A 26,535-nucleotide genomic window follows, 5' to 3' on the forward strand; every position below is an offset into this window, starting at 1 on the left:
GTAATAAATCTCCGAACAGGTGTTGACGCCGCGTGTCCGTTTGATCACGCTTGTGGTCAGCGATTCGCCGTGAGGGGACGACGAGGGTTTCGGTGACGGAAGCCCTCGACGAGTGCGGGTCGCGATTCGGCGTCGGCTCCCTCAGGGCCCGAGGGACAGTCGGGGCGGGTGCGCCGGAGTGGGATGGCGGTGCGCGCTTCCGTGCTCGGGGCGGGCAGATCGCGCGCAGCCAGCCGCACTTCAGAGACTCACAGCATCGCGACCGGGGCCACCGGAGCGCCCGTCGCGCCGACGAACGGCTCGGGCGTCGCCGACAACAGGAAGGTGTGGCGGCCCTCTTGTCCACAGGCTGTGGACAACTCTTCGAGATTCCAGTTCTGGCCCTGCGGCATCCCCATCTCCACCAGGTCGAGCGCGTGCACGGGCAGCCACAGATCCTCGATCTCCGGCGGGAAGATCTCGAACGTGAGGGTGTCGTTCGCGACGGCGGCCACATCGCGCGCGTGGAACCACTCCGGGGTGCGGATCGACAGACCCGGGGACGGATAGCCGTAACCGTGCTTGTCCCCGGCGAGAAACACCCGCATCTGTCCGGTGCGCACGAGCACGATGTCGCCGGCCCGCACGCGCGTGCCCGCGAACTCCTCGGCGGCCTCCAGGTCCTCGGGGGTCACGGCGTGCCCGCCGTCGAGCCGCTCCACGCCACGCGCGCGTGCCACGTCGAGCAGCACCCCGCGCGAGACGATGTGCCGCGCGGTCGCCATGCCTGCGAAGGAGGCGCCGCCGTGCGCGGTGATGCCGCTCGCCGGACGGCCGTTGTAGAGGCGGCCGGAGTGCGAGACATGGGTGAGCGCGTCCCAGTGGGTGCCCGCCTGAAGGCCCATCGTCACGGCGTCGTCGCTGCACGCGACCGTCCCCGGGCCGAAGAGCTCCTGATTGATCTGCACCATCACATGCAGCGGATTGATCCGCCCGGGGATCATCCCGGTCTGCACACCGTCCTGGCTGAGCGGCAGCGCGAGCGCGATCCGCCGCCCGCTGCGGACGCAGGCCGCCGCCTCGCGGACGACGTCGTCGGTGATCAGGTTGAGGGTGCCCAGTTCGTCGTCGGCCCCCCAACGGCCCCAGTTGTTCACGCGCTTGGCGATCTCGTGGAACGCGTCCGGCAGTGACATCGGTCCCTCCCCGGGGCTTGTCTCCGGCTGTCCGGCGGGACATAAAATCTAACGGTCCGTCAGAAACCGCGGGAAGGGGCCGGGTGTGGGGAACTTCTTGGCAGGCAAGGTCGTCGCCGTGACCGGTGCGGGACGGGGGATCGGCCGCGCGGTGGCGCTGGCGGCGGCGGCCGAGGGGGCGCGCGTGGTCGTCAACGACTACGGCGTCGCGGTGGACGGCGCCGCACCGACGAGCGACGTCGCGGAGGGGGTCGTCAAGGAGATCGAGGCCGCCGGGGGACAGGCCGTGGCGGTCGCCGACGACATCTCCACCATGGCGGGCGGGCAACGGGTCGTGGACGTCGCCGTGTCGTCGTACGGGCGGCTCGACGGGGTCGTGTGCGTCGCCGGGATCCTGCGGGAGCGGATGCTGTTCAACATGACCGAGGAGGAGTGGGATCCGGTGATCGCCACCCATCTCAAGGGCACGTTCACCGTGTTCCGCGCGGCCTCGGCGCTGATGCGGCAGCAGTGCTCCGGGACCCTGATCGGGTTCACCAGCGGCAACCATCAGGGCTCCTACTCGCAGGCCAACTACAGCGCGGCGAAGGGCGGGATCATCTCGCTGGTGCGCAGTGCCGCGCTGGGTCTGAGCAAGTACGGGGTGACGGCGAACGCGGTCGCGCCGGTCGCCCGGACCCGGATGTCGGCGAAGGTCCCCATGGAACTGACGGAGATCGGGGAGCCGGAGGACGTGGCGGCCCTGGTCGTCTACCTGCTGTCCGACCAGGCCCGGGACCAGGGCATCACCGGGCAGGTGTACACGATCGCCGGGCCGAAGCTGGCGGTCTGGGCGCAGCCAAGGGAACTGCGCGCCGCGTACGCCGACGGGTCCTGGACGCCGGAACGGATCGCCGAGTTCCTGCCGGGGACGGTGGGAACCGACCCGATGCCGCTGCTCCGGCCGCCGAACGCCTCGTAGAGGGGGACTTTCTCGTGGACTTCGGATTCAGCGCCGAGGACGAGGCGTTCCGCGCGGAGGCCAGGGCCTGGCTCGCCGCGCACGCCGATTCGGCACAGGACCGCCGCAGTTGGGAACGGACCCTGGGCGCGGCGGGCTGGATCGGCCTCTCCTGGCCCGAGAGCGGCTGCGGAAACCGGACCGCCACGCTCACCCAACAGGTCGCCTGGGCAGAGGAGTACGTCCGCTCCGGCGCGCCCCCGCGGTCGGGGCACATCGGGGAGAAGCTGCTGGCACCCACGCTGTTCGCTCATGGCACCGAGGAGCAGAAGGCGCGCTTCCTGCCCCCGGTGGCCGCCGGGGAGGAGCTGTGGTGCCAGGGCTACAGCGAGCCCGGCGCCGGGTCGGACCTGGCCGCCGTACGAACGGTGGCCGCGCGGGACGCCACGGGCGTGTACCGCGTCACCGGGCAGAAGATCTGGACCTCGCTCGCCCACGAGGCGGACTGGTGCTTCGTCCTGGCCCGCACGGAACCGGGATCGCGCCGCCACCACGGACTGAGCTTCCTGCTCGTGCCCATGGACCAGCCCGGCCGCATCGACGTCCGCCCCATCCGGCAGCTGACCGGCACCAGCGACTTCAACGAGGTCTTCTTCGACGGCGCCCACGCGCGCGTGGAGCACGTCGTCGGCGGGGAGGGCAACGGCTGGCGGGTGGCGATGAGCCTGCTCGGCTTCGAGCGCGGGGTGTCCACGCTCGCCCAGCAGATCGGCTTCGCACGGGAGTTGGAGCAGGTCGTGCGGACGGCCGTCGAGACCGGCGCCGCAGCGGATCCCGTTGTACGGGACCGCATCGTCCGGCAGTGGGCCGAGCTGCGCACGATGCGCTGGAACGCCCTGCGCACCCTGGGCGGTGGCGGGGACGCGGGCGCCGCGAGCGCGGCGAAGCTGCTGTGGGCCGGGTGGCATCAGCGGCTCGGGGAGCTGGCGGTGCAGGTGCGCGGCGCGGGGGCGGCGGTCGGTCCGGCCGACTGGACGCCCACCGCGCCCTACGAACTCGACCCGTTCCAGCAGCTGTTCCTCTTCTCCCGGGCCGACACCATCTATGGCGGCTCGGATCAGGTCCAGCGCACGATCATCGCCGAGCGGGTGCTCGGCCTGCCCAGGGAGCCCAAGGGGGTCGTCTGATGCGCGGAGTGCTGTTCGACGGCAAGCGGACCGAGGTCGTGGACGATCTGGAGGTGCGCGAACCGGGGCCCGGCGAGGTGCGGGTCGCCATCTCGGCGGCGGGGCTGTGCCACAGCGATCTGTCCGTGGTGGACGGGACCATACCCTTCCCCGTTCCTGTGGTGCTGGGCCACGAGGGTGCCGGGGTGGTGGAGTCCGTGGGAGCCGGGGTCACCCATGTCGGGCCCGGGGACCACGTGGCGCTGTCGACCCTCGCCAACTGCGGTGCGTGCGCCGAGTGCGACCGGGGGCGGCCGACCATGTGTCGGCAGGCGATCGGGCGGCCGGGGCAGCCCTTCACGCGGGACGGGCGGCCGGTGTACCAGTTCGCCGCCAACTCCGCGTTCGCCGAGCGCACGGTGGTCAAAGCAGTGCAGGCGGTCCGGATCCCCGGGGAACTTCCGCCGGCGTCCGCCGCGTTGATCGGATGCGGGGTGCTGACCGGTGTGGGGGCCGTGCTCAACCGGGCACGGGTGGACCGAGGCGAGAGCGTGGTGGTGATCGGTACGGGGGGAATCGGGCTCAATGTCATTCAGGGCGCGCGGATAGCGGGTGCCCTGCGCATCGTCGCCGTCGACTCCAATCCGGCGAAGGAGGAAGTGGCCCGCCGCTTCGGCGCGACCGACTTCCTGACCTCGACGGAAGGGGTGCGGGAGCTGCTGCCCAACGGTGCGGACCACGCCTTCGAGTGCGTCGGCCGCGTCGAGCTGATCCGTGCGGCGATCGACCTCCTCGACCGCCACGGCCAGGCGATCCTCCTCGGCGTCCCACCGGCCAAAGCCGAGGCGTCCTTCCGCGTCTCCACCCTCTACCTGGACAAGTCCATTCTCGGCTGCCGCTATGGCTCCTCCCGCCCCCAACGCGACATCGCCCTCTACGCCGACCTGTACCGCGAGGGCCGACTGCTGCTCGACGAACTGGTCACCAGGACCTACCCGGTGGAGGACTTCGAGAAGGCGGCGGCCGACGCGGAGGCGGGACGGGTGGCACGGGCGGTGCTCACCTTCTGAACGGCCCTGTTCCGCCGCTCGGTTAGGGTGCCGCCATGACGACCCTGGACGAAGACGGCGTGATCACGCCGCGCCTGCGGCTGCGAGACGTCCTGCTGCGCGGCTCGCTCTTCGGGCTCTTCGCCGCCCTGCTGCTCGCCGCCTGCCTGCTCTTCGTCGGCGATCATCACGACCGGGAGGAGTTCTTCGGGGTGTTCGGCGGTCTCATGCTGATCTTCGGCGCGGGCTTCCTTGTCTTCGGACTGCTCTTCTGGCTGCTGTGCCGCGACGACATCCGTCGGTTCCGTGACTGGGGGACGATCACCACTCAGTCCGCCTCGGCCACCCTCGTCGGCCCCGCCTTCGTGCGGATCGGCCTGCTCGGCCTGATCGTGGGCCTTGCCGGTGTCACCATCGCCGGCCTGGTCGACCAGGCGTCCTACGACAGCTGGATCTACGGCGACTGACGGGCCGCGGCCGCCCGCACGTCCCCGGTCGCCCGCACGCCCTCCGCTGCCTGCACACCTTCGGCGCGGAACGTCCGCCGGTAAGCCGTAGGCGTCACCCCGAGTGCCGCCTGCAAGTGCTGGCGCATCGACTGTGCCGTACCGAAGCCCGCGTCCTGGGCCACTTGGTCCACGGACAGGGCGGTGGACTCCAGCAGGTGGCGGGCGCGTTCCACGCGTTGCTGGGCGAGCCACTGGCCGGGGCTGATGCCGACCTCCTCGCGGAAGCGGCGGGTGAAGGTCCGCACCGACATGGCCTCCTGCGCCGCCATGTCCCGCAGTTGGATCGGCTCGTGCAGGCGGCCGAGCGCCCAGGCCCGGGCGCCGGTCGTCGTCGACTGCTGCGGATCGGGGACCGGGCGGTGGATGTATTGCGCCTGGCCGCCGTCGCGGTGCGGGGGTACGACCGTACGGCGGGCGATCTCGTTGGCCACGGCGGTGCCGTGGTCGCGGCGGACCATGTGCAGGCACAGGTCGAGCCCGGCGGCGACGCCCGCCGAGGTCAGGACGTCGCCGTCGTCGATGAAGAGCACGTCCGGGTCGACGTCGATCTCCGGGAACAGGCGCTGGAGATGGTCGGTCTCCGCCCAGTGCGTGGTGGCGCGGCGGCCGTCCAGGAATCCGGCGGCGGCCAGGACGAAGACGCCGGTGCAGATGGAGGCGAGCCGGGTGCCGGGGCGGATGTGGGCCAGCGCGGTGGCCAGCTCCTCGGTGAGCACTCCGCGCTCGAAGACCGGGCCCAGTTCGTAGGAGGCCGGGACGATCACCGTGTCGGCGGTGGCCAGCAGTTCGGGGCCGTGCTCGACCATGACGGCGAAGTCGGCGTCGGTGACGACCGGGCCCGGTGGCCGGATCGAGCAGGTCAGCACCTCGTACAGCGGGCGGCCCGCGGAGTCCTTGGGGCGGCCGAAGATGCGGTGCGGGATGCCCAGCTCGAAGGGGAGCAGGCCGTCGAGGGCGAGCACGACGACACGATGCGGACGGTACGCGGGCGGCTCCGGGACACTGCTCATGGCCCGATCCTAACGAATGCTGTCCTTCCGGCCACTCGATGCGATCGATTCCGGACGCGATCCTCGATGTCGTGACCCAGACAACCGAGGCCGCGACCGCGGCGGACACCCAGGACACCCAGGCCCGCCGCAAGCGCCGCATCCACCGCGCCTGGTTCGTCGCCGCCGTCACCTTCGTGACGATCATCGGCGCCGCCGCCTTCCGCTCCCTGCCGGGACTGCTCATCGACCCGCTGCACGAGGAGTTCGGCTGGTCCCGGGGCACGATCAGCGCCGCGGTCTCCGTCAACCTCGCCCTCTACGGACTGACCGCGCCCTTCGCGGCGGCGCTGATGGACCGGTTCGGCATCCGCAAGGTGGTCGCGGTCGCGCTGACCGTGATCGCGATCGGCTCCGGGCTCACCTACTGGATGACGGCGGCCTGGCAGCTCATGCTGTGCTGGGGCCTGCTGGTCGGCCTCGGCAGCGGCTCCATGGCGCTGGCCTTCGCCGCCACGGTCACCAACCGCTGGTTCACCGAACGGCGCGGCCTGGTCACCGGCATCCTCACCGCTGCCTCCGCCTCCGGACAGCTGATCTTCCTGCCCGTGCTGTCCTGGATGGTCGACAAGCACGACTGGCGCCCGGCCGCCGTCACTGTCGCCCTCGCCGCCCTAGCGGTCGTCCCCTTCGTCTGGCTGCTGCTGCGCGACCACCCGGCCGACGTGGGTCTGAAGCCGTACGGCGCGAAGGAGTTCGTACCGAAGCCGCCGCCCGCGACGGGCGCCGCCCGCCGTGCCGTGCGGGTCCTGTTCGACGCTGCCCGCACCGGCCCCTTCTGGCTGCTCGCCGGGACCTTCGCGATCTGCGGCGCCTCCACCAACGGCCTGATCCAGACCCACTTCGTGCCCGCCGCCCACGACCACCACATGCCGGTCCAGGCCGCCGCCTCCCTGCTCGCGGTCATCGGTGTGTTCGACGTCGTCGGCACCATCGCCTCCGGCTGGTTCACCGACCGCTACGAGGCCCGCAGACTGCTCGCGGTGTACTACGCCCTGCGCGGCATCTCCCTGCTGTTCCTGCCGATGCTGCTCGCGCCGAGCGTGCGCCCGCCGATGATCTTCTTCATCGTCTTCTACGGCCTCGACTGGGTCGCCACCGTCCCGCCCACCGTCGCCCTGTGCCGGGAGCACTACGGCGAGGACAGCGCGATCGTCTTCGGCTGGGTCCTCGCCTCCCACCAGGTGGGCGCCGCGCTGGTCGCCTTCCTCGGCGGGGTCGCGCGGGACGTCTTCGGGTCCTACGACGTCGTCTGGTACGCGTCGGGCGCGCTGTGCGCGGCGGCGGCCCTGATGGCCTTGGTCATCCGCAGGCGCCCCGCTCCGGCGTTGGCCGTCGCTTAGCTGCCGGCGGTACGACGGCGTCTAGCTGTTGGCGGTACGACGGCGACGGACCGCCAGAACCAGCAGGCCACCCAGGGCCGCAGCGGCGGCAGCGGCGCCCGCGAGGAGCGGGGTGCCGTCGGAGCCGGTGCTCGCGAGGTTGCCGGCGGGCGCTTCGGCGGTGGCCGTCGGGGTCGCGGTCGGCGTCGTACCGGTGCCGCCCGCCGCCTGGCCCTCGTGCTCGTTGCCGCCGTCACCCGGGGTGGGGGAGGCGGAGGCGGAGGCGCTGGGGGTCGGCGTCGGCTCCGGCTCGTAGTCGCTCGGGAAGTCGATGCGGATGAAGTCCGTGTTGTTGGCGAGGTTCTTGTCGTACGCGGGCGTGATGTCGTAGACGGAACTCGCCTTCACCTCGCCCTTGGTGTCCTCGGCGGTCTCCGCGAACTTCAGCGTGAACGTGTACAGGTGCTCCTCGCCCACATCGAGCGTGCCGTCCTCGGGCCAGCAGACGTACCGGGGCTTGCCGGGCACGGGCGGGCCGCTCGGGCCGTCGATGTGGAACGGCGAGCAGTCCTCGGGGACCTTGGTGGCGGTGGCGCCGGGCGGGATGGTCACCAGCAGGCCGGGCAGATCGTCGCTGACCTGGTTCTGGATCCAGCCGGGGCCGTCGTTGCGCAGGGTCGCCGTGACCGACTGGCCGTCGCCGGCGAGCGCCTCGGTGTACTCGCCGACCGCCACGAGATCGGCCGAGCTGTCGGCCTCCAGGGTCAGCCGCCGGTAGCTGTCGGAGAAGCCCTCGCCGGGCGCCTCGCCGGTGGCGCTCGTGCCGTACTCCACGGCCTCCATCAGGGCGTGCGGCAGGGCCTTGAAACGTACGGGGGTGGTGAGCGTGCCGCCGGGTTCGACGACCGCGTCCAGCTCGCACAGCGCCTGGCGGACCTGGTCTCCGACGGTGGAGTAGACGCAGCCCTCGACCTGCTCGGGGAAGTCCAGGCCACGTGTCAGCCGGATCCGGAAGGCGACGCCCTCCGCGGGCGCCGTGCCGTTGTTGGTCACGGTGACCGTCCGGTCGTACACCTCACCCGGCTTCGGTGCGGCGCTCGGCAGCGTCGAGACCGTCAGCTCGGGCGCGGTCTCCTCGGCGTGGGCCGCCGGGGCGACGGCTGCGGGTACTGCGGCGACGATCGCGGCGGCGGCCACGAGGGCCGACGAACGGCCAAGGTGCAGACGCACGGGGGTCTCCTCGGTACGGCGACTCGATACGGCGGACGGACAGGACCGGAACGGCGGATTGCCGCCTGGTCATGTCCTGGACACCTGGAGGACGCCGAGGGTTGTACGACGGGACAGGAGAACCCGGAGGGATCGGCCGCGAGGAAGCGCAGGGCTCAGAGGAACCGGCCCCGATGGAACAGCAGCGGCGCCGCATCCCCCTCGGCCGCCCCGAGGGCGTCCACCCGGCCGACCACGATGAGGTGGTCCCCGCCGGTGTGCACGGCGTGGACCGTGCAGTCGATCCAGGCGAGGGCGCCCTCCAGGCGCGGGGAGCCGGAGACCGGTGCCGCGTCGTGGGCGACCCCGGCGAACTTGTCGCCGCCGCTGACCGCGAAGCCACGGCACAGCTCGCCCTGTTGAGCCCCGAGGACGTTGACGCAGAAGACGCCAGCGCGGGCGATGCGCGGCCAGGTCGTCGACGTACGGCCGACCATGAAGGAGACCAGGGGTGGGTCGAGGGAGAGGGAGGAGAAGGACTGGCAGGCGAAACCGGCGGGGGAGGGCTCGCCTTCGGTGGCGGGTGAGGTGACAACGGTCACGCCCGTCGCGAAGTTCCCGAGCACCCGGCGGAACTCGGCCTGGCTCACCGGCGCCCGCTCGTCCTCGCCGACACACCGCAACTCCGGCCGCGGCAGCGGCTCCACGCGCGGGGCGTCGGCGGGAGCCGGCGCGGACCTGAGGTAGCGGACGGCTGCTGCGGCCATCCCTGCGTGTCCCATCACGCCTTTCATTGAAGCTGACGGTGCGTCAGATGGGAAGCCCTGTGCGAGGGCGCCGGACACGCGTGCGTACGCTGCGCGCATGGGGTGGGGAAACGGACCGAAGGACCGCGAGAACTACAGGTTGCGGGAGCTTTACGCGGCCGCAGCGGTGGCCGCCGGGCAGATTCCGCCGATCTGGCTGGCCTGGTGGATCGCGGACATGTCCGGCGACACCTACGGCCGCGGGTTCAACTCGCTCGGCATCGCCTGCGTGCTGATCTTCGCGCCGCTGGTGCTGCCCGTGCTCGGGCTCGTCCAGGCGATGGTGCAGGCCGTGCCCGCGGCACGACTGGCCGGGCTCGTCGCCGCACACACGCGTGGGCCACGCTGGGCCTGGCACGTGCTGTGCTCGGTGCTGCTCGGCGTCGGCTGGGCGGCACTGACCACCGCGCTGTGGGACTGGCCCTTCCTCACCAACGCCCTGCTGTTCGGCGGCGTCGGCATCCTCCCCGCCTTCGCCATGACGTATGTCCACAGCCGACCCCGGTGGGGGTTCTGGGGCATCTGGCTCTCTTCGGGGCTGGCCTCCTTCGCGCTCTTCGTGCTGGTCGGCATCGGCGGCGCGGCGGCGTCGGCCGCGGGGCTGATCAAGGGGTACGAGCCTCCCGTGCTCTCCGCCGCGCAGGTCACCGGTGTCTGGCGAGGCGCCGACGGGGCGGTGCTGCGGCTGCACCCGGACGGCAGGGCGGAACTCACCGAGCTGCCCACCGAGACCTCGATCGACGACTGGACGGACGATCGGCAGTTCGCCGTGTGCGACGGCACCGGCACCTGGTCCCTGGAGCGGGAGGACACCAACTGGGACCGGGACGGTGTCGCGCTGCGGCCCGCCGACGGGTGCGGACTGGACACGTACTGGGTGATCGGCGGCACCGAGAGCGAACCCGAGCTGTTCGTGCTGTTCGGCGACCCGGACGCGGGTGAACTGTGGATCCTGGAGCGTCAGCGGCCCTCGTAGCGAGGACTCCTCCGCTCCACGAAGCTCGCCACGCCCTCCCGGGCGTCCTGCGTCGTCATGTTGATCTCCTGCGCCGCCGCCTCCGCCGCGAACGCGGTCGCCCGGTCGCTGTCGAGGGAGGCGTTGACGAGCTGCTTGGTCAGGGCGAGGGCCCGGGTCGGACCGCCCGCCAGCCGCTCGGCCCACTCCCGGGCCGTCTTCGCCAACTCCCCGTCCGGGACGACCCGGTTGACCAGCCCGAGCCGCTCGGCGTCCGCCGCCGACAGCGCGTCGCCGAAGAACATCAGCTCCTTGGCCCGCTGGGGTCCGATCAGCCGGGGCAGGAGATAGGCGCCGCCGCCGTCGGGGACCAGACCCCGTCTGACGAACACCTCGATGAACCGGGCCGATTCGGCGGCCAGGACCAGATCGCAGGCGAGGGCCAGATGCGCGCCGAGCCCCGCCGCCGTGCCGTTCACGGCGGCGATCACCGGTTTCTCGCAGTCGAGGACGGCGGCGACGAGACGCTGGGCACCGAGGCGGAGCGTACGGGCGACATCACCCGCCGCCGGTTTCCTCAGGGCCGCCCCCGTCCGCAGATCCGCGCCCGCGCAGAAACCACGGCCGGTTCCGGTCAGGACGACCGCCCGCACCTCCGCGTCCTCTGACGCCCCGGCGAGCAGGTCGATGATGCGTTCCCGCTGGTCAGGGGTGAGGGCGTTGAGGGCCTCGGGGCGGTTGAGGGTGATGCGGCAGACCTGATTGTCAGTGGCGTGCTGTACCAATGAATCCACGGAACTTCCGGGCACACGGGGGGAATCGGACATGTCAACGACACACCGCCAGCGCGTCCAGCGCCACCGCGCCCTGCCCCTGTTCCAGCACCATCAGCGGGTTGATGTCCAGCTCCGCGAGCTCGTCCCCCAGCTCCAGCGCCATGCGCTGCACCCGCAGGACCACTTCGACGAGCGCGTCCGTGTCCGCGGGGGGCCGCCCCCTGACCCCGTCGAGCAGGGCCCGCCCGCGCAGGTCGTGGAGCATGTCCTGGGCCTGCTCCTCCCCGAAGGGCGGCACCCTTACGGCGGTGTCGTGCAGCACCTCGACCAGCACCCCGCCGAGCCCGACCGTCACGGTCGGCCCGAACAGCTCGTCATGGGTGAGCCCGACGACCATCTCGACGCCCCGCTCGACCATCTGGCAGACCAGGATGCCGTCCAGGGAGACGTCCTCGTAGCGGGCGATGTCCGTCAGCTCCCGGTAGGCGTCGCGGACCTGGCTGGCCGAGGTGAGGCCGACCTTGACCAGGCCCAGCTCTGTCTTGTGCGCGATCCGGGCGCCGGACGCCTTCATCACCACCGGGTAGCCGACCAGACCCGCCGCCCGGACGGCCGCCGCCGCACTGGTCACCAGCTGTTCGCGCGGTACGCGAATGCCGTACGCCCGCAGCAGTTGCTTCGCCGCGTGCTCGCTCAGCTGTTGCCCTGGGCGCATCAGGGCCTGGGCCTTGCGGAAGGAGGGCGAGGGGGTGCGCGGGGCGTGGTCGAAGGGGGAGCGGTAGCCGGTGACGAAGCGGTGGTGGTCGAGGTAGGCGCGGACGGCGGTGATGCAGTTGGCGACCGTACGGAAGGTGGCCACCCTGGAGGAGCCCAGCAGGACCTCGCGGTAGGCGGGTTCGGTGCCGACCGGCGAACCCCACACCACGCAGACCAGCTTGTCGGTGTGCTCGGCAGCGTCGACCAGGTCCCGCACCAGCCGGTCGCTGAGCGGCGGGAAGGGCCCGGTGACCGGGCAGATCAGGACGCCCACCGACGGGTCGTCGAGAATCGCGTCGATGATCTTCCGGCCGCGCGAGTCGCCCACCGGATGGCCGCCGTTGTCGACCGGGTTGGCCACGCTCAGATACTCCGGTATCCACTGGTGCAGCTCGGCCTGCTTGGCCTCCGACAGCGCAGGCAGCCGCAGCCCGGCCTCGGTCGCCAGGTCCGCGAAGTGCGCGCCCGTGCCGCCCGAGATCGAATAGACGACGACCCCGTCGGCACGCGGCGGCCGGGCGCGGGCCAACAGGGTGGCGGTGTCCTGGAGTTCGTCGAGCCCGTCGACGCGGATCACGCCGTACTGCCGCATCGCCGCGTCCACCACCGTGTCGGCGCCGGTCAGTTTGCCGGTGTGGGAGGCGGCGGTGCGGGCGCCGGTCTCGGTGCGGCCGACCTTGACCGCGACCACGGGCACCTTGCGGCGGGCCGCCCGGTCGGCGGCCAGTAGGAAGGAGCGGCCGTCCTTCAGGCCCTCCACGTAGCAGGCGATGGCGCCCACCTCGGGGCGCTCGGCGAAGTAGGAGAGGAAGTCGGAGGTCTCCAGGTCGGCCTCGTTGCCGGTCGGCGCCCAGTGGGAGAGGCGGACGCCGAGTTCCTGGAGGGCGAAGACGGGCCGGCCCTGGTGCCCGGACTGGGTGATCAGGGCGATGGCCGGTCCTTCGAGGTCGCTGCGGAACTCCTCGAAGGCGTTCAGGTTGGTGTTGGGGCCGAGCAGCCGCATCCCGGACCGCCCGACGGCCGCGGCCAGCCGCTCCTGCGCGGCGGCGCCCTCCGCGCCGGTCTCCGCGAACCCGGAGGCGAAGACGACCGCGAACCGGACCTTGGCCTCGGCCAGTTCCTCGATCAACGGAAGGGGGTCGGCGACCAGCAGCACCGCGAGATCGACCGGCTCGGGCAGGTCGGCGACGGAAGGGGAGCAGGGGATGCCGAAGACGGCGGAGCGGCTCGGATGCACCGGATGGAGCCGGGCGCCGACCCGCTCGGACCAGGCGAGCAGTTGCCGGGTGACGCCGGTGTTGGGCCGGCCCTCGGTGTCCGAGGCACCGATCACGGCGACCGACTCGGGCCGGAAGAAGCGGTCCAGATCGGGTACGTCGGAGTACAGCGGACGCCCGCTGACGTCGAGATCGTCGACCTCGGCCGGCCGGCCGTGGACGGCGGGACCGGGCTGCTCGCCGCAGGCGATGACCCGGGCCCGGCGGGAGTCGGTGGTGAGGGTGCCGTGGGTTGATCCAAGCATCGGTCCGCCCGCTCCTGTGTGACAGCGATTAACTGACGCAGTGTCAGATTACTGAACTGACACGCCGTCAGGAACGGCTGTGCAGGCAAAGTTGACGGACGAACCGGTTCCGGTGCTCCTCGGCCTCGGGCGCTCGGGTTCCTCGCCTTCGGGGTTCTCAGGTGACGGGCAGCCTGGACACCCGGTCGGCGCCCTGCTTCACCACGGCCTTCGCGATCTTCTCGGCGTCCATGGCCAGTTCCCGGAGCATGCCGCTGATGGGGTTGGTGAAGCCGGTGAAGTACAGGCCGGGGGCGTGGGACGGGGTGCGGGCGCCGTGCACGACGGGCTTCCCACGGGTGTCGAGGACGTCGAGATGGCCGACGAGGCACTCCAGGGCGCGGACGTATCCGGTGGCGGCGACGACGGCGTCCGGCTCGATGAGGGTGCCGTCGGCGAGGGCCACCTTGCCGTCGTCAAAGCCGTCGACGGCGGCCACGACCTCGACCCGGCCCGCGCGGACGGCGTCGATCAGGCCGACGTCCTGCACCGGGACGGCCCCTTCGAGCACCCGGCTGTACAGGCCGGTGTCCGGGCGGGGCAGCCCCTGCGCCGACAGGTCGGGCACGCTGAGCTTGGCCAGCGGGCGGGAGAGCCGGTCGACCAGGCCGACCGGCAGCCGCCGGCACAGCACGCCCGAGTACTGGGCGGCCCAGCCGGCCGTGGAGCGGCGCACGATGTGCGGGGCGGTGCGCACCGCGAGCCGTACCCGGGAGGCGCCGCCCTCGATCAGGTCGACGGCGATCTCGGCGCCGGTGTTGCCGACGCCGACGACCAGGACGTCACGGCCGGCGTAGGGCTGGGGGTTGCGGTAGGCGGAGGCGTGCAGGAGCTCGCCGGTGTACGTCTCGCGGCCGGGCCAGTCGGGGAGCCGGGGAGTGTGGTTGTAGCCGGTGGCGACGACCACCGCGGCGCCGGTCAGCTCACGGCCGCCGGTGGCGTGCAGCAGCCAGCCCCGGCCGTCGGTGGCGCGGTCGACGCGGGAGACCTCCACGCCGGTGACGATCTCCAGCTCGTGGTGCTCGGCGTACTTCTCCAGGTAGCGCACCACGTCGTCCCGGGACACCCAGCGCCCGAACCGCCGTGGCATCGGCAGGCCGGGCAGGCCCGACAGCCGGCGGGTGGTGTGCAGGTGCAGCCGGTCGTAGTGGCCGCGCCAGGAGGCGCCGACACGGTCGGACTTCTCCAGGACGACGGCGCGTATGCCCCGGGCGCGCAGGGCGTACGCGACGGCGAGCCCGCCGGGACCGCCGCCGATGACGTACACCGGGCGGTCCGGTCCGGCCGGGGAGTGCGCTGTGGAGTCGTCCATAGCGCGAGCGTAATCACGGACCCCGTTGATGGGTCTCGGTCAAGACCGGAATTGATTGCGGATTGATCACGCCTGTAGGAGAGGTGTGTGGGACTGGTGACGTACGACGTCTGGTTGTGGGCTTTCGGGGGAGGGGGGCACTGGACAGGCCCTAGTCGTCCGCCGCCACCACCAAGGTCAGGGTCTTGGCGGGGCGGTCGATGAGGATCAGTTCGTGGAAGTCGATGTGGACGGGGCCGTAGTCGTGGCGGGCGTCCTCGGGGAGGGGGCCCAGGAGGTAGGTGCTGGTGGCCGTGGTGATCGGGCTGTGGACCTGTTCCTGGATGCGCTGGGTGAGGGCCTGGGGGACCGGGCCGTGCTGGTCGGCCCAGGTGCGGATGACCGCGCCGGCCGCCGCCGCGTCGACGCGGCGATAGGCGTCGGGGGTGATGCGGTCGAGCCGCCACTGGCCGTGCCGGGGCCAGTCCAGGACGCCGCTGCCGTCGTAGGTGTCACGGAACTGCGGGTGGGCGATCAGGGCGGCCAGCAGGGCGTGGTCCTCGGGCGCCGCGGACGGCAGGCGGAAGCGCTTGAGGTCGATCCAGCGATAGCCGTGGGCGGAGGACTCCGCGAACTTGAAGTCACGGAAGTTGATGAACGGGCTGTCCAGATGGACCAGGACGGGCGGCGCGGCGTGCATGCCGATCATAATAGGGCGAGCCGGGCATACAGCCTCGTGCAGCGCCACGGCGCCGAGACCGTCAGCGAGGTGTCGGAAGGCGGGTGCACAGGCTGCTGCCCCCTTCCGGGCCCGAACCATCTGACGTACCGTCAGATCCATGGACACGATCTGGCTCAGTGGCGCGGAATGGCTGGCCGTGCTCCGCATAGGCCTCGGTCTGTGGTGGCTGGAGAGCTGGCGGCACAAGGACAAGAAGACGTGGTTCGAGGGCGGCGGCATCGCCTGGGCGGCGGACGTGGCCGCCAAGCACCGCTGGAACGCGGTGCGTTCCGGCTTCGACGTGGTCGTCGCACCCAGGCCGAAGACCATGGCGTACGTCGTCGCCTACGCCGAACTCGCCCTGGGGCTCGGCCTGATCGCCGGATTCCTCACCCCGGTCGCCCTGGTCGCCGGGCTGCTGCTGAACGGCGTCTACTTCGCGCTGATGATCCACGACTGGGCGGAACAGGGCCAGAACTCGATGATGGCGCTGATCTCGACGGTCGCGCTGTTCGGCATGTCCTGGCAGACCTGGTCGCTGGACGACGCGCTGGGGCTGTTCTGATGACGCGCGGCCCGGAAAACGGCCGTCATCCCGCCCGCTTCGACCTGCCCGAACCCGACGCTTTCAGCCGCCCCTACTGGGACGCGGCGGCCGAGGGGCGGCTGCTGATCCGCCGCTGCGGGAGCTGCGGCCGGGCGCATCACTACCCGCGGGAGTTCTGCCCGTACTGCTGGAGCGAGGACGTCCGCTGGGAGACCGCGAGCGGCCGGGCCGCGCTCTACACCTGGTCGGTCGTCCACCGCAACGACCTGCCGCCCTTCGGGGAGCGCACCCCGTACGTCGCCGCCGTGGTCGACCTCGCCGAGGGCCCGCGGATGATGACGGAGATCGTTGAGTGGACCGGGGCGGCCGGCGAGGCACCGCTGCGGTCCGGGATGGAACTGGAGGCGGGGTTCCGGGACGGGGTGCCGGTGTTCCGGCCGCGAAGCCGTCGGTCGCCCTCGAGCCGTCAGATGCCCGCGAACGTGTGAGCGACCGGTTTCAATGGCCTCATGGCTCTCGATGATCGGCACCACACGGCCCCCTTTCCCGATCTGCGCGCCCAGGACCTGTGGCTGCGCCCCTGGGACCCGGAGTCGGAGGCGGATGTCGAGGCGTGGCTGCGCGGGCGGACGGACCCGGAGTTCGCCCGCTGGAACACCCCGCTGAGCTTCACCACCGACGCGGACAGCGCCCGGGAGCAGATCAGAGCGTCGGCGCGGTCCGCGGCGGAGGGAACGGCGGCGCCGTACTGCATCGCGGACGCGGACACCGGGCGGCCGCTCGGGCATCTCGGCGTCAACGTCACCAACCGTGTGATGAACACAGCGCGCGTCGGATACTGGGTCCTGCCCGAGGAGCGCGGCCGGGGAATCGCCACCCGCGCACTCCTCCTCGCCGCGCGCTGGGCGCTCACCGATCTGGGCCTGCACCGACTGGAACTCGACCACGCGGTCGGGCACGATTCCTCCTGCCGCATCGCCGAGCGCTGCGGTTTCCCCTACGAGGGCACCCTCAGGGGCGCGATGTGGGAGGCGGGCCGCCATGACGCGTACCGGGACATGCATCTGCACGCCCGGCTGGCCGGCGACCCCGAGCCGGACCCGGTGTAGAGGAGTTGCCGTCGCGTCGATGTGACGGCCGTGCGTTCACCCCGACAAGGCATGGCCAAGTCCCGTACAGACGCGGGATCATGAGACATGCGCTCGGACGACTGGTACGTCACCGAAGACCTCGACCGCTTCCTCTCCCACGCGGGAGGCTTCCTGCGGTCGCGCCCCGATCTGCACACCGTCGCCCTGACGGTCACCGAGTCCCTGCGGATGCGCGGGCTGAACGCCTACGGCGGTGACGAGCCGCCCGTGTTCGGGGTGATGGAACGCGACGGCCAGGTGCGCGGAGCGTACTTCCGCACCCCGCCCTACCGGCTGAACGTCACCCCGCTCACCGCCGACGAGACCGACGCCCTCGCCGCCCATCTGGTCGCCGTCGGCCACCCGGTGCCCGGCATCATCGGCACCCGCGAGACCTCCGCCGGATTCGTCCGCTCCTGGCAGCGCCACACCGGTGCGACGGCGGCCCTGCGCCAGCGGCAACGCCTGTACCGGCTCGGCATGCTGATGATGCCGCAGCCGGTGCCGGCGGGCGCCGCGCGGGTGGCGGGCGAGAAGGACCGGGACCAACTGATCAAGTGGTACGGCGAGTTCGTGGAGAGCGTCGGCGACCACGCGGCCGGTGACCTGGACGCCTGGGCCGACCACCGCATCGGCTACGGCGGCATCACCTTCTGGGAGGACCCGGACGGCACCCCTGTCTCCATGTGCGGGGTGACCCCGATGGTCGCCGGCCAGGTCCGGATCGCCCCCGTCTACACCCCCTCCCACCTGCGCGGACGCGGTTACGCCGGAGCGGTGACGGTCGAGGTCAGCCGCGCCGCCGTCCGCTCCGGCGCCGAGGAGGTCCTGCTCTTCACGGACCTGTCCAACAACACCAGCAACGTCCTCTACCAGCGGCTCGGCTACCGGGCGGTGGCGGATTTCGAGGTGTACGACTTCTCCGGCGGCGCCGATCGGTGAACGACGGGCCGCCGGCCCTGGGTTCACCGGGCGCTGTCGTCGACCTTGAACGTGTAGTTGACCTGCTTGCCGTTGACCGCGGTGGCGGTCACGGTGACACCGAGGATGTCGCTTCCCGCAGTGAGCTCGCAGCGGATCGTGGCGCCGACCCGGGCGGGGAGGTGCTCGGGACAGGTGACCTTGTCGGGACGTCGGCCGGTGTCCGCGGCGAGCTTGTCGGCGATCGTCTGCGCGACGCGCGCCTTGTGGACGGCCCCGCCTTCGTTGACGCCCTCGTTCTCGGGCGCCGAAGGGGCTTCACCGGTCGGCTGCTCCTCGGCCGTCGGCTCTTCCTCGGGGGCGGCCGCGCTCTCGGACGCCGTGGGCTCGTCCTTCTCCTCCGCGTTGCCGATGCTGAAGGAGCATCCGGTGGCGAGAAGCACCGTCAGCGCGCCCATTGCCGCCGTGGCCGCGACCCTGTTGTACCGCGTGCGCAACATTCTCTCCCTTTGTTCATGACGGTGAGTCAAAAGGGGTGCGGTCGCCCTGTGCTCGACGACCGCACCCCCCTTGTGCCGGGTTGTCCGTGGAGATCAGGTCGTGCTGTGGTAGTACACGGCCAGGCGAGCCTGCTTCACGGGAGAGATGCGGTCGTGCCAACTGGTCCACGTGGTGGAGTACTTGATCCGGCCGTACCACGATCCGGAGCTGATGGTGCGGAGTTCGTTGTGGCCGATGCCGTCGTCGTACTGGACCTCGTGATCCGCGGTGCCGGCGATGCCGGACGTCTCGGAGACGATTCCGTCGTCGACCGACGAGACGGTGGTCCAGTCGGTGCCGATCTGGGAGTTGGGCATGGTTGACGGGAGGTTGTCCAGGAACGTGCTGCCCGGCTTCATGTCCCGGCACTGCTGCCAGGTGGCGCAGACGTTGCCCCAGTTGGTTCCGCCGTGCGGGGTGCCGAGCGTGACGACGTCCTCGATGTAGAGCTTGTCCGGGAAGCCCGAAGCGTGCCTGTTGGTGTAGTAGATCGCGGCGCGGACTACGAGACCGCCCATGGAGTGCGCGACGACGTCGATCTTCTTGTTGTTGTCCGTGTAGTACCTGTTGACCCAGTTCGCGAACGCCTTGGCCACCGTCTTGAGGTCCGTGGAACGCGTCCCTCGGTACTTGTACGAGCAATTGCTGTTCTGGTCGTAGTAGCCGAACGTGAGCAGGTTCCCCTCCCACCCGTTGTTCGCGAAGTGCTTACGGGCAGTGCGGAAGTATTCGGCGCAGTCGTGGCTGCCGTCCGGAGCGTATCCGTGAACGAAGACGACCCGGTTCTCGTCCCCGTTCGACCGGGACGGCGCCGCGCCGGCCGGCGTGACCGTGAACATGGTGATGACCGTGGCCAGCACCACGGAAAGAAGCAGCGTGAGCCGCCTCCGAAGCCTCTGCATGACGATTCCCCGTGATTGAGTGTGGCCGAGAACGTTCGGCCTCTCGGCACGGTAGTTATGCCTGGCCGCGAGGTGTGCCGGTCGTTCGACCCACAAAAGTCGTCCGTCAGGAACCCGAACGGAGCATCAGGGCCAGAGCAGCTCCCGGACCCAACCCGGCTCCGCACGCCGGTAGTTCAGCCGTACGTGCCGGCGCCGTTCCTCGCCCTGGAAGAACTCCACCTCCTCCGGGCGGAGGCGGTAGAGGGTCCAGGTGGGGACGGGGGCGGCCGGTTCGCGCTGGGCGTGGGCCCAGGACTCGGCCGAGACGCGCTCCAACTCGGCCAGGGAGCCGAGTACTTCGCTCTGGCGGCCGGTCAGGGCCGCCGCCAGCGCGCCGGTCGAGCGGGCGTGCAGATCGGCCTGGCTCTGCGTGGACGGGGCCGCGGTGACCGGCCCGCGCACCCGCACCTGCCGCCCCAGCACCGGCCAGTAGAAGCCGAGGGCCGCGTACGGGCGGGCGCTGAGCTGCCTGCCCTTGCGGCTGGTCACATGGGTCGCGAAGGACCAGCCGTCTGCGTCGGCGCCGTGCAGCATCACGGTCCGTACGTCCGGCCGGCCCGCCTCGTCCGAGGTCGCCAGCGACATGGTGTGCGGCTCGGTCTGCCCCGCCGCCACCGCGTCCGCGAACCACGCCGTGAACAGCGGCAACGGTTCGTCGGGCGCCGCCTCGGGGTCGAACGGCGACAGCGCGGTCACCTCCGGAGCCCATACCCGCAGCGACCTCAGCAGCTCATGAAGTTCCATGCACCGATTGTCGGACGCGGCGGGTGCCGGTTCCGGTTCACCACCACGGCGGACGGGTACCCGATCCGCACCGGCCGACGTCGCCTGCCGTTGTCCGGCGCGTCATCAGGTGTCCCTACCGTGCCCGCCATGAGAAGACTCTCGATCATGCTCAGCGCCGTCGCGCTGACCGCCGGACTCACGGCGCCCGCCGCCCTCGCCGGTGAGCGCGGGGACGACTTCGGGCAGGCCACCCTCACCGGCTGGGCCGCCCTTCCGGCGGAGACCTTCGTGCCGGGCAGCGAGCCGTCCGGGGCGGCGATAGGCGCCGGGCCGTTCAACGGCATCGCCGCGCCCTTCGCCGACCAGCCCGTGCAGGGCTTCAGCGGCGTCGTGAACCGGCACGACGGCACCTATGACGTGCTCTCGGACAACGGCTACGGCGCCAAGGCCAACAGTGCCGACTTCCTGCTGCGCGTGCACCGCGTCAAGTCGGACACCCGCACCGGCCAGGTCAAGGTGCTCGGCGGCTTCAACCTCACCGACCCTGACCACAAGGTGCCGTTCCCGCTCACCCGCGCCGACCGCACCCTCACCGGCGCCGACTTCGACGTCGAGTCGATCGTGCGGTCCTACGACGGCACCCTCTGGCTCGGGGACGAGTTCGGCCCGTTCCTGCTGCACTTCTCGCCCACCGGCAAGCTCCTGGAAGCCCCGATCTCCCTGGAGGGCGTGAAGGCGCCGGAGAACCCGTTCCTCAACGGTGGCACGCCCAACCTCGGTGGCAGCAAGGGCTTCGAGGGCATGGCCCGCTCCGTGGACGGGCGGTACCTGTACCCGCTGCTGGAGGGCACCGTCTCCGGTGACACCCCCGGTGACCTGCGCTTCAACCAGTTCGACCTGAAGTCGGGCCAGTACACCGGCAAGCGCTGGACGTACCGCCTGGAGTCCCCGGCGCACGCCATAGGCGACGCCATCGCCGTCGACAAGCACCGTTTCCTCGTCATCGAGCGGGACGGCGGCCAGGGCGAGACGGCCAAGGTCAAGCGGATCTATCTCGCCGACACCCGCGACCGCGATCACGACGGCGTCATGGACAAGACCCTCGTCGCCGACCTCATGAACCTCGCGAACCCCAAGAAGCTCGGCGGCTTCGGCGAGACCTTCACCTTCCCGTTCCAGACGATCGAGGACGTCACGCTCCTGGACGACCGCACCCTCGCCGTCCTGAACGACAACAACTTCCCCTTCTCCTCCGGCCGTACGGCGGGCAAGGCGGACAACAACGAGTTCATCACCATCCGCCTCGACGAGCGCCTGCACGCGGACCCGCGCGCGTTCTTCTAGGCCACGGACGGGCCGGCCTCGGCCGAAGAACCGAGGCCGGCCCTGCCTGGCTTGCCGCGGTCCTAGCCGATCAGGCGGCGCCGCCAGTCCAGGGGCGTGACGGTGATGGCCTCGTGGGTGTCGCCGTTCCAGTCGGTGCGCAGGCCCGCTGCTTCGAGGGCGGTCACGATCTCGTGGCCGATGGCCGCCGTGGTGTCGGGGGAGTTGTCGAAGCCGCCGTAGAGGAGCATCAGGCCCTGGCCCGCCGCGGCGGAATCCGTGCACTGGCTGTGGAAGTAGACGTAACCGCGGGCGTCGGGCTCGCCGGCGTCGCGGATCTCGGACTGGCCGCAGCTGCGGCAGCAGGTGAAGTTCTCGCGGGCGGTGATTCCGGCGGCCCGGAGTGCGGTGAAGGCGCGGGTGAGGCGCTCGGGGTCGGTCTCGCCCTGCCAGGTGACCTGTTCCGCCACGCGCTCCAGCCACAGCCGGTCGGCCAGGGCCCGCGCCTGCTCCGGCGAGACGGGCCGGCGGCGGCCGGTCACCAGATACTCCTCGGCGAGTTCGGCCAGCTCGGCACGGGTGGCGTAGCCACCGTCCAGCGCCTCACGGACACGGTCCTCCAGCGCCTCGCGATCGTCGTCGGCGAGGGTGAGCGGCGGCACCTTGGGCTCGGGGCCCAGGTCCAGCGGGGACCAGCTCAGACCGCCGCCGTCCCATCCGGGCCGATGGTGCGCCCAGCCGGTGATCGCCGCGATCACGGTCTCGGGGTCGTCGGGCGACGTCTGGAAGTGCCGGTCGGCGGAACCGGCGCGGTGCTCCAGGGTGTAGTCGCCACCGGTCTCGTGCCAGACCTGGATGTAGACGTCGGGGAGGTCCGGTATCTGCTGGACCACCAGGAACTGGTCCCCCTTGCCGCCTATGCGCCGGACCAGCCCGGCCAGTTCCTCGGCGGACGGCCGGATGTGCCGCCTCCGGTTCTCTTCCTCGACCACGATTTCGAGCATGCGCAGACTGTGGCACACACCTCTGACATTCGGCCCGGGTCGGCTGTGATCGCCTCTACCGCCCCAGTACGACGGTCCCCGACGAGCAGAACCACCCGCCCGTCCCCGACGCCACGGCGAGGTGCGGCAACTCACCGGCACGCGTGAACACCTGCCGCGCCTCGCACTCGCCCCGGAGCTGGCGGACCGCCTCCACCAGGAGGAACAGGCCCCGCATCCCCGGGTGCTGGGCCGAGAGCCCGCCGCCGTCGGTGTTCATGGGCAGTTCGCGGGACTGGATGAAGGCGCCGCCCTCGCCCTTCTTGCAGAAGCCCAGGTCCTCCACGGTGACGAGGGGCATGTAGGTGAAGGCGTCGTAGATCTGGGCCAGGTCGATCTCCGCGGGGCGGATGCCCGCCCGTTCGAAGGCGAGGCGTCCGCTGATGGCCGCCGGGGAGACCGTGAAGTCCTCCCACTCGGACATCGTGGCGTGGGAGACGTGTTCGCCGGTGCCCAGAATCCATACCGGCGCGGTGCGGCAGTCCCGGGCGTACTCCTCCGCCGCCAGCAGGACGGCTGCGCCGCCGTCTGAGCGAATGCAGCAGTGCAGCTTGGTGAAGGGGTCGGCGATCATCGGCCCCGACAGGACGTCGTCGACCGTGATCGGGTCGCGGAACATCGCCTCGGGGTTGCGTGCCGCGTGCTGTCTGGCCTGCACCGCGACCTCGGCCAACTGCTCGACGGTCGTGCCGTGTTCGATCATGTGGCGGCGCGCGGCCATCGCGTACTTGGCGATGAGGGTGTGGCCGTACGGGACCTCGTACTGGAGGGGCCCGCGGGCGCCGAAGGACAGGTTCCCGGTCCGGCGGCCCGCCCTGATGTCCGCGCGGGCTGTCGAGCCGTAGGCCAGGAGGACCGCGTTCGCGTGCCCCGCGGATATCGCGTCCGCCGCGTGGGCCGCCATGACCTCCCAGGCCGCGCCGCCGACCGAGGTGGAGTCCACCCAGGTCGGGCGCAGGCCCAGATACTCGGCGACCTCGACCGGTGCGAGGACGCCGGTGCCGGCCGAGGCGAACCCGTCGATCAGGGCGCGGTCGAGACCGGCGTCCGCGAGGGCCCGGCGGGCCGCCTGGGCGTGCAGGGTGAAGGGGGTCGCGTCGTCGACCCGGCCACAGTCGGAGAGGGCGACCCCGACCACGGCGACTTTCCGGCTTCCGGCAGTCATGAACGGCCTCTCCCATCAATGCATCCCTCTGTGCATCTGGACCCGACCCTCCTAATATGACGGACCGTCAGATCCGGAGGGAAGGGGCAGCGATGGATGCCGGTTTCACCGCCGAACAGAACGAGATCCGCCGGACTCTGCGCGAACTGCTGCACAAGCGGTGCGGCCCGGAGGAGTTGCGCGCCGCCGTCGGCAGTCCCGCCGGACACGACCCGGTCCTGTGGACCGCCCTTTCCGACCAACTCGGCCTGCCGGGTCTTGCCCTGCCCGAGGCGTACGGCGGAGCAGGCTGCTCGGCGACGGAACTGGCCCTGGCGGCAGAGGAGTTGGGCCGCGCACTCGCCCCCACCCCCTTCCTCGCCACGGCGGCCCTCTCCGCCCCCCTGATCCTCGCCCTCGGCACCGAAGCCCAGCGCGCCGACCTCCTGCCCCACATCGCCGACGGTCTCCTCACCTGCACCCTGGCCGCCCCCACCCGCTGCCTGGCGCTGACCGGCGACAACCGCGGGGACTGGGCCGGAGGCGGGCGCGCGGGCGGCGTCCAGGCCCGCCGATCGGGGGACAGCTGGCGCCTGTACGGCGAGATCGAGCACGTCCTCGACGGCCACACCGCCGGAACCCTCCTGGTGGCCGCCCACACCGGCGGCTACGCCCGCCCCCGCACCGACCTCTTCCTGGTCCCCGGGGGCGCCACCGGACTCCACCGGGTACGCCGGACCGCCCTCGACGCCACCCGCCCCCTGGCCCGACTCCAACTCCGCGACGTGGAGGCGACGTTGCTCGGGGAGGGGGACGCCGATGTCCCCGCCACCCTCGCCCGCCTCGGGAACACCACCGCCGCGGTCCTGTCCTGCGAGGCCGTAGGAGCCGCCGACCGAGCCCTGGAACTGACCGTGGACTACGCGAAACAACGCGAACAGTTCGGCCGCCCGATCGGCTCCTTCCAGGCCGTGAAGCACCGCCTGGCCGACGTCTACGTCCAGGTCCAGGCAGCGAGATCCGCCGCCTATTACGCGGCGTGGGCCGTTGAGGGTCTCCCTCAAGACCGCATCGGCGCCCTGGCCCTCGCCCAAGCCCTGGAAGCCCTGCGCTCTGCCGCAGGCGAGGCGATCCAACTGCACGGCGGGATCGGGTTCACCTGGGAGCACGACGTGCAGCTGTACTTCAAGCGGGCCGCAGGTGATGAGTTGCTGTTCGGGCCCGTGCACCGGCTTCGGGCGTACGCGGCCGATGTGGCACGGCTCTTCGAGGCGAAGGACGTGACGGTGTGATCGGCGTGCGGATGGTGCAGAAGGTGTCCTCGACGCGCGGCTTCGCCAAGGTCGCCCCGCATGTGATCCCGGCGCTCGACCGGGCCGTGCACCGGCTGACCCGGGGCCGGGTGCTGCTCAGCGCGCAGTTGTTGCCCGGGGTGATCCTCACCTCCACCGGCGCCCGCAGCGGACTGCCCCGGCGGACCCCGCTCGCCTGTATGCCGGAGCCGGAGAACGGGACCTGGATCCTGATCGGCTCCAACTTCGGCCGGCCGGGACATCCCGCCTGGACCGCCAACCTGCTCGCTCACCCCGACGCCGAGATCAGCTGGAAGGGCGCCGACATCGCCGTGACCGCGCGGCTCCTCCAGGGCGAGGAACGGGCGGCCGTATGGAAGGCGGCGCTCGCCTTCTGGCCGCCGTACGCCACCTATCAGGCGCGGGTGGAGCGGGAGATCCGGCTCTTCAGGGTCGTACGGAAGCCTTCGCCGTAGACGTCACAGCGTGTGCTGGACCAGCAGGAACGCCCCGATGCCGACCATCGCCGCCCCGGAGGTCCGCGTCACCGCGCGGGCCGCCGCGGGGCGGGCACCGAGCACCCTGCGGGCTCCGACGCCGACCGCCAGGTACACGGCGGCGCAGCACGCCATGTGGAGCAGGCCGAGGGTGGCCGTCTGGGCGGGTACGGGCAGCCGGCCGGCGCCCGTGACCAGGAACTGCGGCAGGACCGACAGATACAGCAGCAGCCCCTTCGGGTTCAGGCCGCTGATCATCGCCCCGCGCAGGAAGACGCGGTCCCCGGCGTCGGCCGCTTCCCCGGGCACCCCCGGCCGCCGCAGCACACTCCACCCCAGCCACACCAGATACGCCGCCCCGGCCACCGTCAGCCCGGTCAGCAGCGCCGGCCGACTCGCGACCAGCACCGCGAGCCCCGCCGCCGCGAGCACCGTGTGCAGCGCGTAACCGCTCACCAGACCCCCCACCGCCCGCGCCACCGCACCGCCGCGCAGCCCCGCCGAGATCACATACGCCCAGTCGGCGCCCGGCACACAGACCAGCAGCAGATCCAGCGCGAGGAAGGAGATGAGGGTTCCGAAGTCCATGAAGGGGACATTAGGCGGGAATGGCCCGAAAGTGTTGTCGAAGTTTGCTCGCTCAGCACCGAAGTGGGGCAAGATTTACCCCATGGACGACGTGGACCGGAAAATTCTTGCCGAGCTTCAGCAGGATGGGCGGCTGACCGTGACCGAGCTGGCCGGACGGGTGCGGCTGAGCGTCTCGCCCTGCCACCGGCGGCTGAGGGAGCTGGAGCGGTCGGGCGCGATCAGCGGCTACCGGGCCGTCGTGGAGCCGACCGCCGTGGGGCTGACCTTCGAGGCGCTGGTCTTCGTCTCGATGCGGCAGGAGGACCGGGACACGGTCGTCGAGTTCGAGCGGGCCATCGGCGAGATCGAGCACGTCCTGGACGCCCAGCGGCTGTTCGGCGAACCGGACTATCTCCTCCGCGTGGCCACCGCCGACCTCGCCGCCTTCCAGCGCCTCTACGACGAACGCCTGGCCACCCTGCCGGGGGTGCAGCGGCTGACCTCGACGCTGGTGATGAAACACGTCGTACGGGACCGCCCACTGCCTGCATAAGGCCGCGCAGCGCCGGACAG

The 26,535-nt window shown here is 71.4% G+C and carries 28 protein-coding genes; 14 read left to right on the forward strand and 14 right to left on the reverse strand.

Annotated features, from left to right (window positions below):
- Nucleotides 1–248: 248 nt before the first annotated feature.
- Nucleotides 249–1,175: a cyclase family protein gene (locus BN159_RS24565; protein WP_015659696.1), complete on the reverse strand. Its 927-nt coding sequence runs from the start codon at nt 1,173–1,175 to the stop codon at nt 249–251.
- Between the two features lie 85 nt (nt 1,176–1,260).
- Between BN159_RS24565 and BN159_RS24570 the strand changes: the two genes are divergently transcribed.
- From BN159_RS24570 to BN159_RS24585, 4 genes are read left to right on the forward strand one after another with little or no spacing between them, the layout of a single operon-like run.
- Nucleotides 1,261–2,136 carry an SDR family oxidoreductase gene (locus BN159_RS24570; RefSeq protein ID WP_015659697.1) on the forward strand — a complete coding sequence of 292 codons (876 nt, stop codon included), beginning with the start codon at nt 1,261–1,263 and terminating at the stop codon, nt 2,134–2,136.
- A 14-nt stretch (nt 2,137–2,150) separates the two neighbouring features.
- Nucleotides 2,151–3,302 carry an acyl-CoA dehydrogenase family protein gene (locus BN159_RS24575; protein ID WP_015659698.1) on the forward strand — a complete coding sequence of 384 codons (1,152 nt, stop codon included), beginning with the start codon at nt 2,151–2,153 and terminating at the stop codon, nt 3,300–3,302.
- A complete protein-coding gene (locus BN159_RS24580; protein ID WP_015659699.1) occupies nt 3,302–4,351 on the forward strand; it encodes a Zn-dependent alcohol dehydrogenase in 1,050 nt (349 codons plus the stop codon). Before BN159_RS24575 ends, BN159_RS24580 begins: the two co-directional genes overlap by 1 nt.
- Before the next feature lie 35 nt (nt 4,352–4,386).
- Nucleotides 4,387–4,797, forward strand: coding sequence for a DUF6336 family protein (locus BN159_RS24585; RefSeq protein ID WP_015659700.1), 411 nt, complete (start codon nt 4,387–4,389; stop codon nt 4,795–4,797).
- On the opposite strand, the gene BN159_RS24590 is transcribed toward BN159_RS24585, so the two are convergent.
- Nucleotides 4,785–5,849, reverse strand: a complete 1,065-nt coding sequence (locus BN159_RS24590) for a GlxA family transcriptional regulator (RefSeq protein ID WP_015659701.1) — start codon at nt 5,847–5,849, stop codon at nt 4,785–4,787. The genes BN159_RS24585 and BN159_RS24590 overlap by 13 nt on opposite strands.
- Nucleotides 5,850–5,920: 71 nt before the next feature.
- Here BN159_RS24590 and BN159_RS24595 point away from each other — a divergent pair, with 71 nt between their 5' ends.
- Nucleotides 5,921–7,231: an MFS transporter gene (locus tag BN159_RS24595; RefSeq protein WP_041821819.1), complete on the forward strand. Its 1,311-nt coding sequence runs from the start codon at nt 5,921–5,923 to the stop codon at nt 7,229–7,231.
- 21 nt (nt 7,232–7,252) lie between these two features.
- Here the strand turns inward: BN159_RS24595 and BN159_RS24600 are convergent, their stop codons facing one another.
- Entirely contained in the window at nt 7,253–8,440 is a 1,188-nt protein-coding gene (locus tag BN159_RS24600) for an LPXTG cell wall anchor domain-containing protein (RefSeq protein ID WP_015659703.1), read from the reverse strand.
- Nucleotides 8,441–8,595: 155 nt separating this feature from the next.
- Complete coding sequence (locus BN159_RS24605; protein ID WP_015659704.1) at nt 8,596–9,186, reverse strand: flavin reductase family protein; 591 nt, start codon at nt 9,184–9,186, stop codon at nt 8,596–8,598.
- A 97-nt stretch (nt 9,187–9,283) separates the two neighbouring features.
- Here BN159_RS24605 and BN159_RS24610 point away from each other — a divergent pair, with 97 nt between their 5' ends.
- Complete coding sequence (locus tag BN159_RS24610) at nt 9,284–10,201, forward strand: hypothetical protein (RefSeq protein ID WP_015659705.1); 918 nt, start codon at nt 9,284–9,286, stop codon at nt 10,199–10,201.
- Here the strand turns inward: BN159_RS24610 and BN159_RS24615 are convergent.
- The 4 genes from BN159_RS24615 to BN159_RS24630 form a co-directional block, all read right to left on the reverse strand.
- Nucleotides 10,186–11,007 (reverse strand): enoyl-CoA hydratase/isomerase family protein, encoded by an 822-nt coding sequence (locus tag BN159_RS24615; RefSeq protein WP_051113543.1) that lies wholly within the window; start codon nt 11,005–11,007, stop codon nt 10,186–10,188. The two genes, BN159_RS24610 and BN159_RS24615, sit on opposite strands and share 16 nt — an antisense overlap.
- Nucleotide 11,008: 1 nt before the next feature.
- A complete protein-coding gene (locus BN159_RS24620; RefSeq protein ID WP_015659707.1) occupies nt 11,009–13,234 on the reverse strand; it encodes an acetate--CoA ligase family protein in 2,226 nt (741 codons plus the stop codon).
- 157 nt (nt 13,235–13,391) lie between these two features.
- Nucleotides 13,392–14,585: a flavin-containing monooxygenase gene (locus tag BN159_RS24625; RefSeq protein ID WP_015659708.1), complete on the reverse strand. Its 1,194-nt coding sequence runs from the start codon at nt 14,583–14,585 to the stop codon at nt 13,392–13,394.
- Nucleotides 14,586–14,736: 151 nt separating this feature from the next.
- Nucleotides 14,737–15,264, reverse strand: a complete 528-nt coding sequence (locus tag BN159_RS24630) for a hypothetical protein (protein ID WP_106435920.1) — start codon at nt 15,262–15,264, stop codon at nt 14,737–14,739.
- Nucleotides 15,265–15,403: 139 nt separating this feature from the next.
- Between BN159_RS24630 and BN159_RS24635 the strand changes: the two genes are divergently transcribed.
- The 4 genes from BN159_RS24635 (at nt 15,404) to BN159_RS24650 (ending at nt 17,904) form a co-directional block, all read left to right on the forward strand.
- Nucleotides 15,404–15,850: a hypothetical protein gene (locus BN159_RS24635; RefSeq protein WP_015659710.1), complete on the forward strand. Its 447-nt coding sequence runs from the start codon at nt 15,404–15,406 to the stop codon at nt 15,848–15,850.
- Complete coding sequence (locus BN159_RS24640; protein WP_015659711.1) at nt 15,850–16,320, forward strand: Zn-ribbon domain-containing OB-fold protein; 471 nt, start codon at nt 15,850–15,852, stop codon at nt 16,318–16,320. Before BN159_RS24635 ends, BN159_RS24640 begins: the two co-directional genes overlap by 1 nt.
- A gap of 21 nt (nt 16,321–16,341) precedes the next feature.
- Nucleotides 16,342–16,941, forward strand: coding sequence for a GNAT family N-acetyltransferase (locus BN159_RS24645; protein ID WP_015659712.1), 600 nt, complete (start codon nt 16,342–16,344; stop codon nt 16,939–16,941).
- 87 nt (nt 16,942–17,028) lie between these two features.
- A complete protein-coding gene (locus BN159_RS24650) occupies nt 17,029–17,904 on the forward strand; it encodes a GNAT family N-acetyltransferase (RefSeq protein WP_015659713.1) in 876 nt (291 codons plus the stop codon).
- Between the two features lie 23 nt (nt 17,905–17,927).
- Here BN159_RS24650 and BN159_RS24655 read toward each other — a convergent pair whose 3' ends face one another.
- From BN159_RS24655 to BN159_RS24670, 3 genes are all read right to left on the reverse strand, one after another.
- Nucleotides 17,928–18,383, reverse strand: coding sequence for a DUF4333 domain-containing protein (locus BN159_RS24655; protein WP_015659714.1), 456 nt, complete (start codon nt 18,381–18,383; stop codon nt 17,928–17,930).
- A 93-nt stretch (nt 18,384–18,476) separates the two neighbouring features.
- Nucleotides 18,477–19,325, reverse strand: a complete 849-nt coding sequence (locus BN159_RS42925) for an esterase/lipase family protein (RefSeq protein WP_015659715.1) — start codon at nt 19,323–19,325, stop codon at nt 18,477–18,479.
- Between the two features lie 126 nt (nt 19,326–19,451).
- Complete coding sequence (locus BN159_RS24670; RefSeq protein ID WP_015659716.1) at nt 19,452–20,111, reverse strand: pyridoxine/pyridoxamine 5'-phosphate oxidase; 660 nt, start codon at nt 20,109–20,111, stop codon at nt 19,452–19,454.
- Nucleotides 20,112–20,240: 129 nt separating this feature from the next.
- On the opposite strand from BN159_RS24670, the gene BN159_RS24675 reads away from it, so the two are divergent.
- A complete protein-coding gene (locus BN159_RS24675) occupies nt 20,241–21,437 on the forward strand; it encodes an esterase-like activity of phytase family protein (protein ID WP_106435791.1) in 1,197 nt (398 codons plus the stop codon).
- A gap of 62 nt (nt 21,438–21,499) precedes the next feature.
- Here the strand turns inward: BN159_RS24675 and BN159_RS24680 are convergent, their stop codons facing one another.
- Nucleotides 21,500–22,420 (reverse strand): DUF6891 domain-containing protein, encoded by a 921-nt coding sequence (locus tag BN159_RS24680; RefSeq protein ID WP_015659718.1) that lies wholly within the window; start codon nt 22,418–22,420, stop codon nt 21,500–21,502.
- 55 nt (nt 22,421–22,475) lie between these two features.
- A complete protein-coding gene (locus tag BN159_RS24685; protein ID WP_015659719.1) occupies nt 22,476–23,624 on the reverse strand; it encodes a thiolase C-terminal domain-containing protein in 1,149 nt (382 codons plus the stop codon).
- A gap of 92 nt (nt 23,625–23,716) precedes the next feature.
- Here BN159_RS24685 and BN159_RS24690 point away from each other — a divergent pair, with 92 nt between their 5' ends.
- Nucleotides 23,717–24,895 (forward strand): acyl-CoA dehydrogenase family protein, encoded by a 1,179-nt coding sequence (locus BN159_RS24690; protein ID WP_015659720.1) that lies wholly within the window; start codon nt 23,717–23,719, stop codon nt 24,893–24,895.
- The gene (locus BN159_RS24695; protein WP_015659721.1) at nt 24,892–25,371 is read left to right on the forward strand and encodes a nitroreductase family deazaflavin-dependent oxidoreductase; all 480 of its coding nucleotides are present in this window, start codon (nt 24,892–24,894) and stop codon (nt 25,369–25,371) included. Before BN159_RS24690 ends, BN159_RS24695 begins: the two co-directional genes overlap by 4 nt.
- 3 nt (nt 25,372–25,374) lie before the next feature.
- Here BN159_RS24695 and BN159_RS24700 read toward each other — a convergent pair whose 3' ends face one another.
- The gene (locus BN159_RS24700; protein WP_015659722.1) at nt 25,375–25,980 is read right to left on the reverse strand and encodes a LysE family translocator; all 606 of its coding nucleotides are present in this window, start codon (nt 25,978–25,980) and stop codon (nt 25,375–25,377) included.
- Nucleotides 25,981–26,062: 82 nt separating this feature from the next.
- On the opposite strand from BN159_RS24700, the gene BN159_RS24705 reads away from it, so the two are divergent.
- A complete protein-coding gene (locus BN159_RS24705) occupies nt 26,063–26,515 on the forward strand; it encodes an Lrp/AsnC family transcriptional regulator (RefSeq protein WP_015659723.1) in 453 nt (150 codons plus the stop codon).
- Nucleotides 26,516–26,535 lie beyond the last annotated feature (20 nt).

The organism is Streptomyces davaonensis JCM 4913 (genome assembly GCF_000349325.1).
Lineage (GTDB): Bacteria > Actinomycetota > Actinomycetes > Streptomycetales > Streptomycetaceae > Streptomyces > Streptomyces davaonensis.

What these genes read in the sequence shown, in the direction of transcription:
- BN159_RS24670 (WP_015659716.1), bottom strand. Translation starts at nt 20,111, where the DNA reads ATGGAACTTCATGAGCTGCTGAGGTCGCTGCGGGTATGGGCTCCGGAG.
- BN159_RS42925 (WP_015659715.1), bottom strand. Translation starts at nt 19,325, where the DNA reads ATGCAGAGGCTTCGGAGGCGGCTCACGCTGCTTCTTTCCGTGGTGCTG.
- BN159_RS24675 (WP_106435791.1), top strand. Translation starts at nt 20,241, where the DNA reads ATGAGAAGACTCTCGATCATGCTCAGCGCCGTCGCGCTGACCGCCGGA.
- BN159_RS24580 (WP_015659699.1), top strand. Translation starts at nt 3,302, where the DNA reads ATGCGCGGAGTGCTGTTCGACGGCAAGCGGACCGAGGTCGTGGACGAT.
- BN159_RS24700 (WP_015659722.1), bottom strand. Translation starts at nt 25,980, where the DNA reads ATGGACTTCGGAACCCTCATCTCCTTCCTCGCGCTGGATCTGCTGCTG.
- BN159_RS24680 (WP_015659718.1), bottom strand. Translation starts at nt 22,420, where the DNA reads ATGCTCGAAATCGTGGTCGAGGAAGAGAACCGGAGGCGGCACATCCGG.
- BN159_RS24620 (WP_015659707.1), bottom strand. Translation starts at nt 13,234, where the DNA reads ATGCTTGGATCAACCCACGGCACCCTCACCACCGACTCCCGCCGGGCC.
- BN159_RS24645 (WP_015659712.1), top strand. Translation starts at nt 16,342, where the DNA reads ATGGCTCTCGATGATCGGCACCACACGGCCCCCTTTCCCGATCTGCGC.
- BN159_RS24585 (WP_015659700.1), top strand. Translation starts at nt 4,387, where the DNA reads ATGACGACCCTGGACGAAGACGGCGTGATCACGCCGCGCCTGCGGCTG.
- BN159_RS24590 (WP_015659701.1), bottom strand. Translation starts at nt 5,849, where the DNA reads ATGAGCAGTGTCCCGGAGCCGCCCGCGTACCGTCCGCATCGTGTCGTC.
- BN159_RS24640 (WP_015659711.1), top strand. Translation starts at nt 15,850, where the DNA reads ATGACGCGCGGCCCGGAAAACGGCCGTCATCCCGCCCGCTTCGACCTG.
- BN159_RS24655 (WP_015659714.1), bottom strand. Translation starts at nt 18,383, where the DNA reads ATGTTGCGCACGCGGTACAACAGGGTCGCGGCCACGGCGGCAATGGGC.
- BN159_RS24615 (WP_051113543.1), bottom strand. Translation starts at nt 11,007, where the DNA reads ATGTCCGATTCCCCCCGTGTGCCCGGAAGTTCCGTGGATTCATTGGTA.
- BN159_RS24605 (WP_015659704.1), bottom strand. Translation starts at nt 9,186, where the DNA reads ATGGCCGCAGCAGCCGTCCGCTACCTCAGGTCCGCGCCGGCTCCCGCC.
- BN159_RS24705 (WP_015659723.1), top strand. Translation starts at nt 26,063, where the DNA reads ATGGACGACGTGGACCGGAAAATTCTTGCCGAGCTTCAGCAGGATGGG.
- BN159_RS24650 (WP_015659713.1), top strand. Translation starts at nt 17,029, where the DNA reads ATGCGCTCGGACGACTGGTACGTCACCGAAGACCTCGACCGCTTCCTC.
- BN159_RS24630 (WP_106435920.1), bottom strand. Translation starts at nt 15,264, where the DNA reads ATGCACGCCGCGCCGCCCGTCCTGGTCCATCTGGACAGCCCGTTCATC.
- BN159_RS24565 (WP_015659696.1), bottom strand. Translation starts at nt 1,175, where the DNA reads ATGTCACTGCCGGACGCGTTCCACGAGATCGCCAAGCGCGTGAACAAC.
- BN159_RS24610 (WP_015659705.1), top strand. Translation starts at nt 9,284, where the DNA reads ATGGGGTGGGGAAACGGACCGAAGGACCGCGAGAACTACAGGTTGCGG.
- BN159_RS24625 (WP_015659708.1), bottom strand. Translation starts at nt 14,585, where the DNA reads ATGGACGACTCCACAGCGCACTCCCCGGCCGGACCGGACCGCCCGGTG.
- BN159_RS24690 (WP_015659720.1), top strand. Translation starts at nt 23,717, where the DNA reads ATGGATGCCGGTTTCACCGCCGAACAGAACGAGATCCGCCGGACTCTG.
- BN159_RS24635 (WP_015659710.1), top strand. Translation starts at nt 15,404, where the DNA reads ATGGACACGATCTGGCTCAGTGGCGCGGAATGGCTGGCCGTGCTCCGC.
- BN159_RS24685 (WP_015659719.1), bottom strand. Translation starts at nt 23,624, where the DNA reads ATGACTGCCGGAAGCCGGAAAGTCGCCGTGGTCGGGGTCGCCCTCTCC.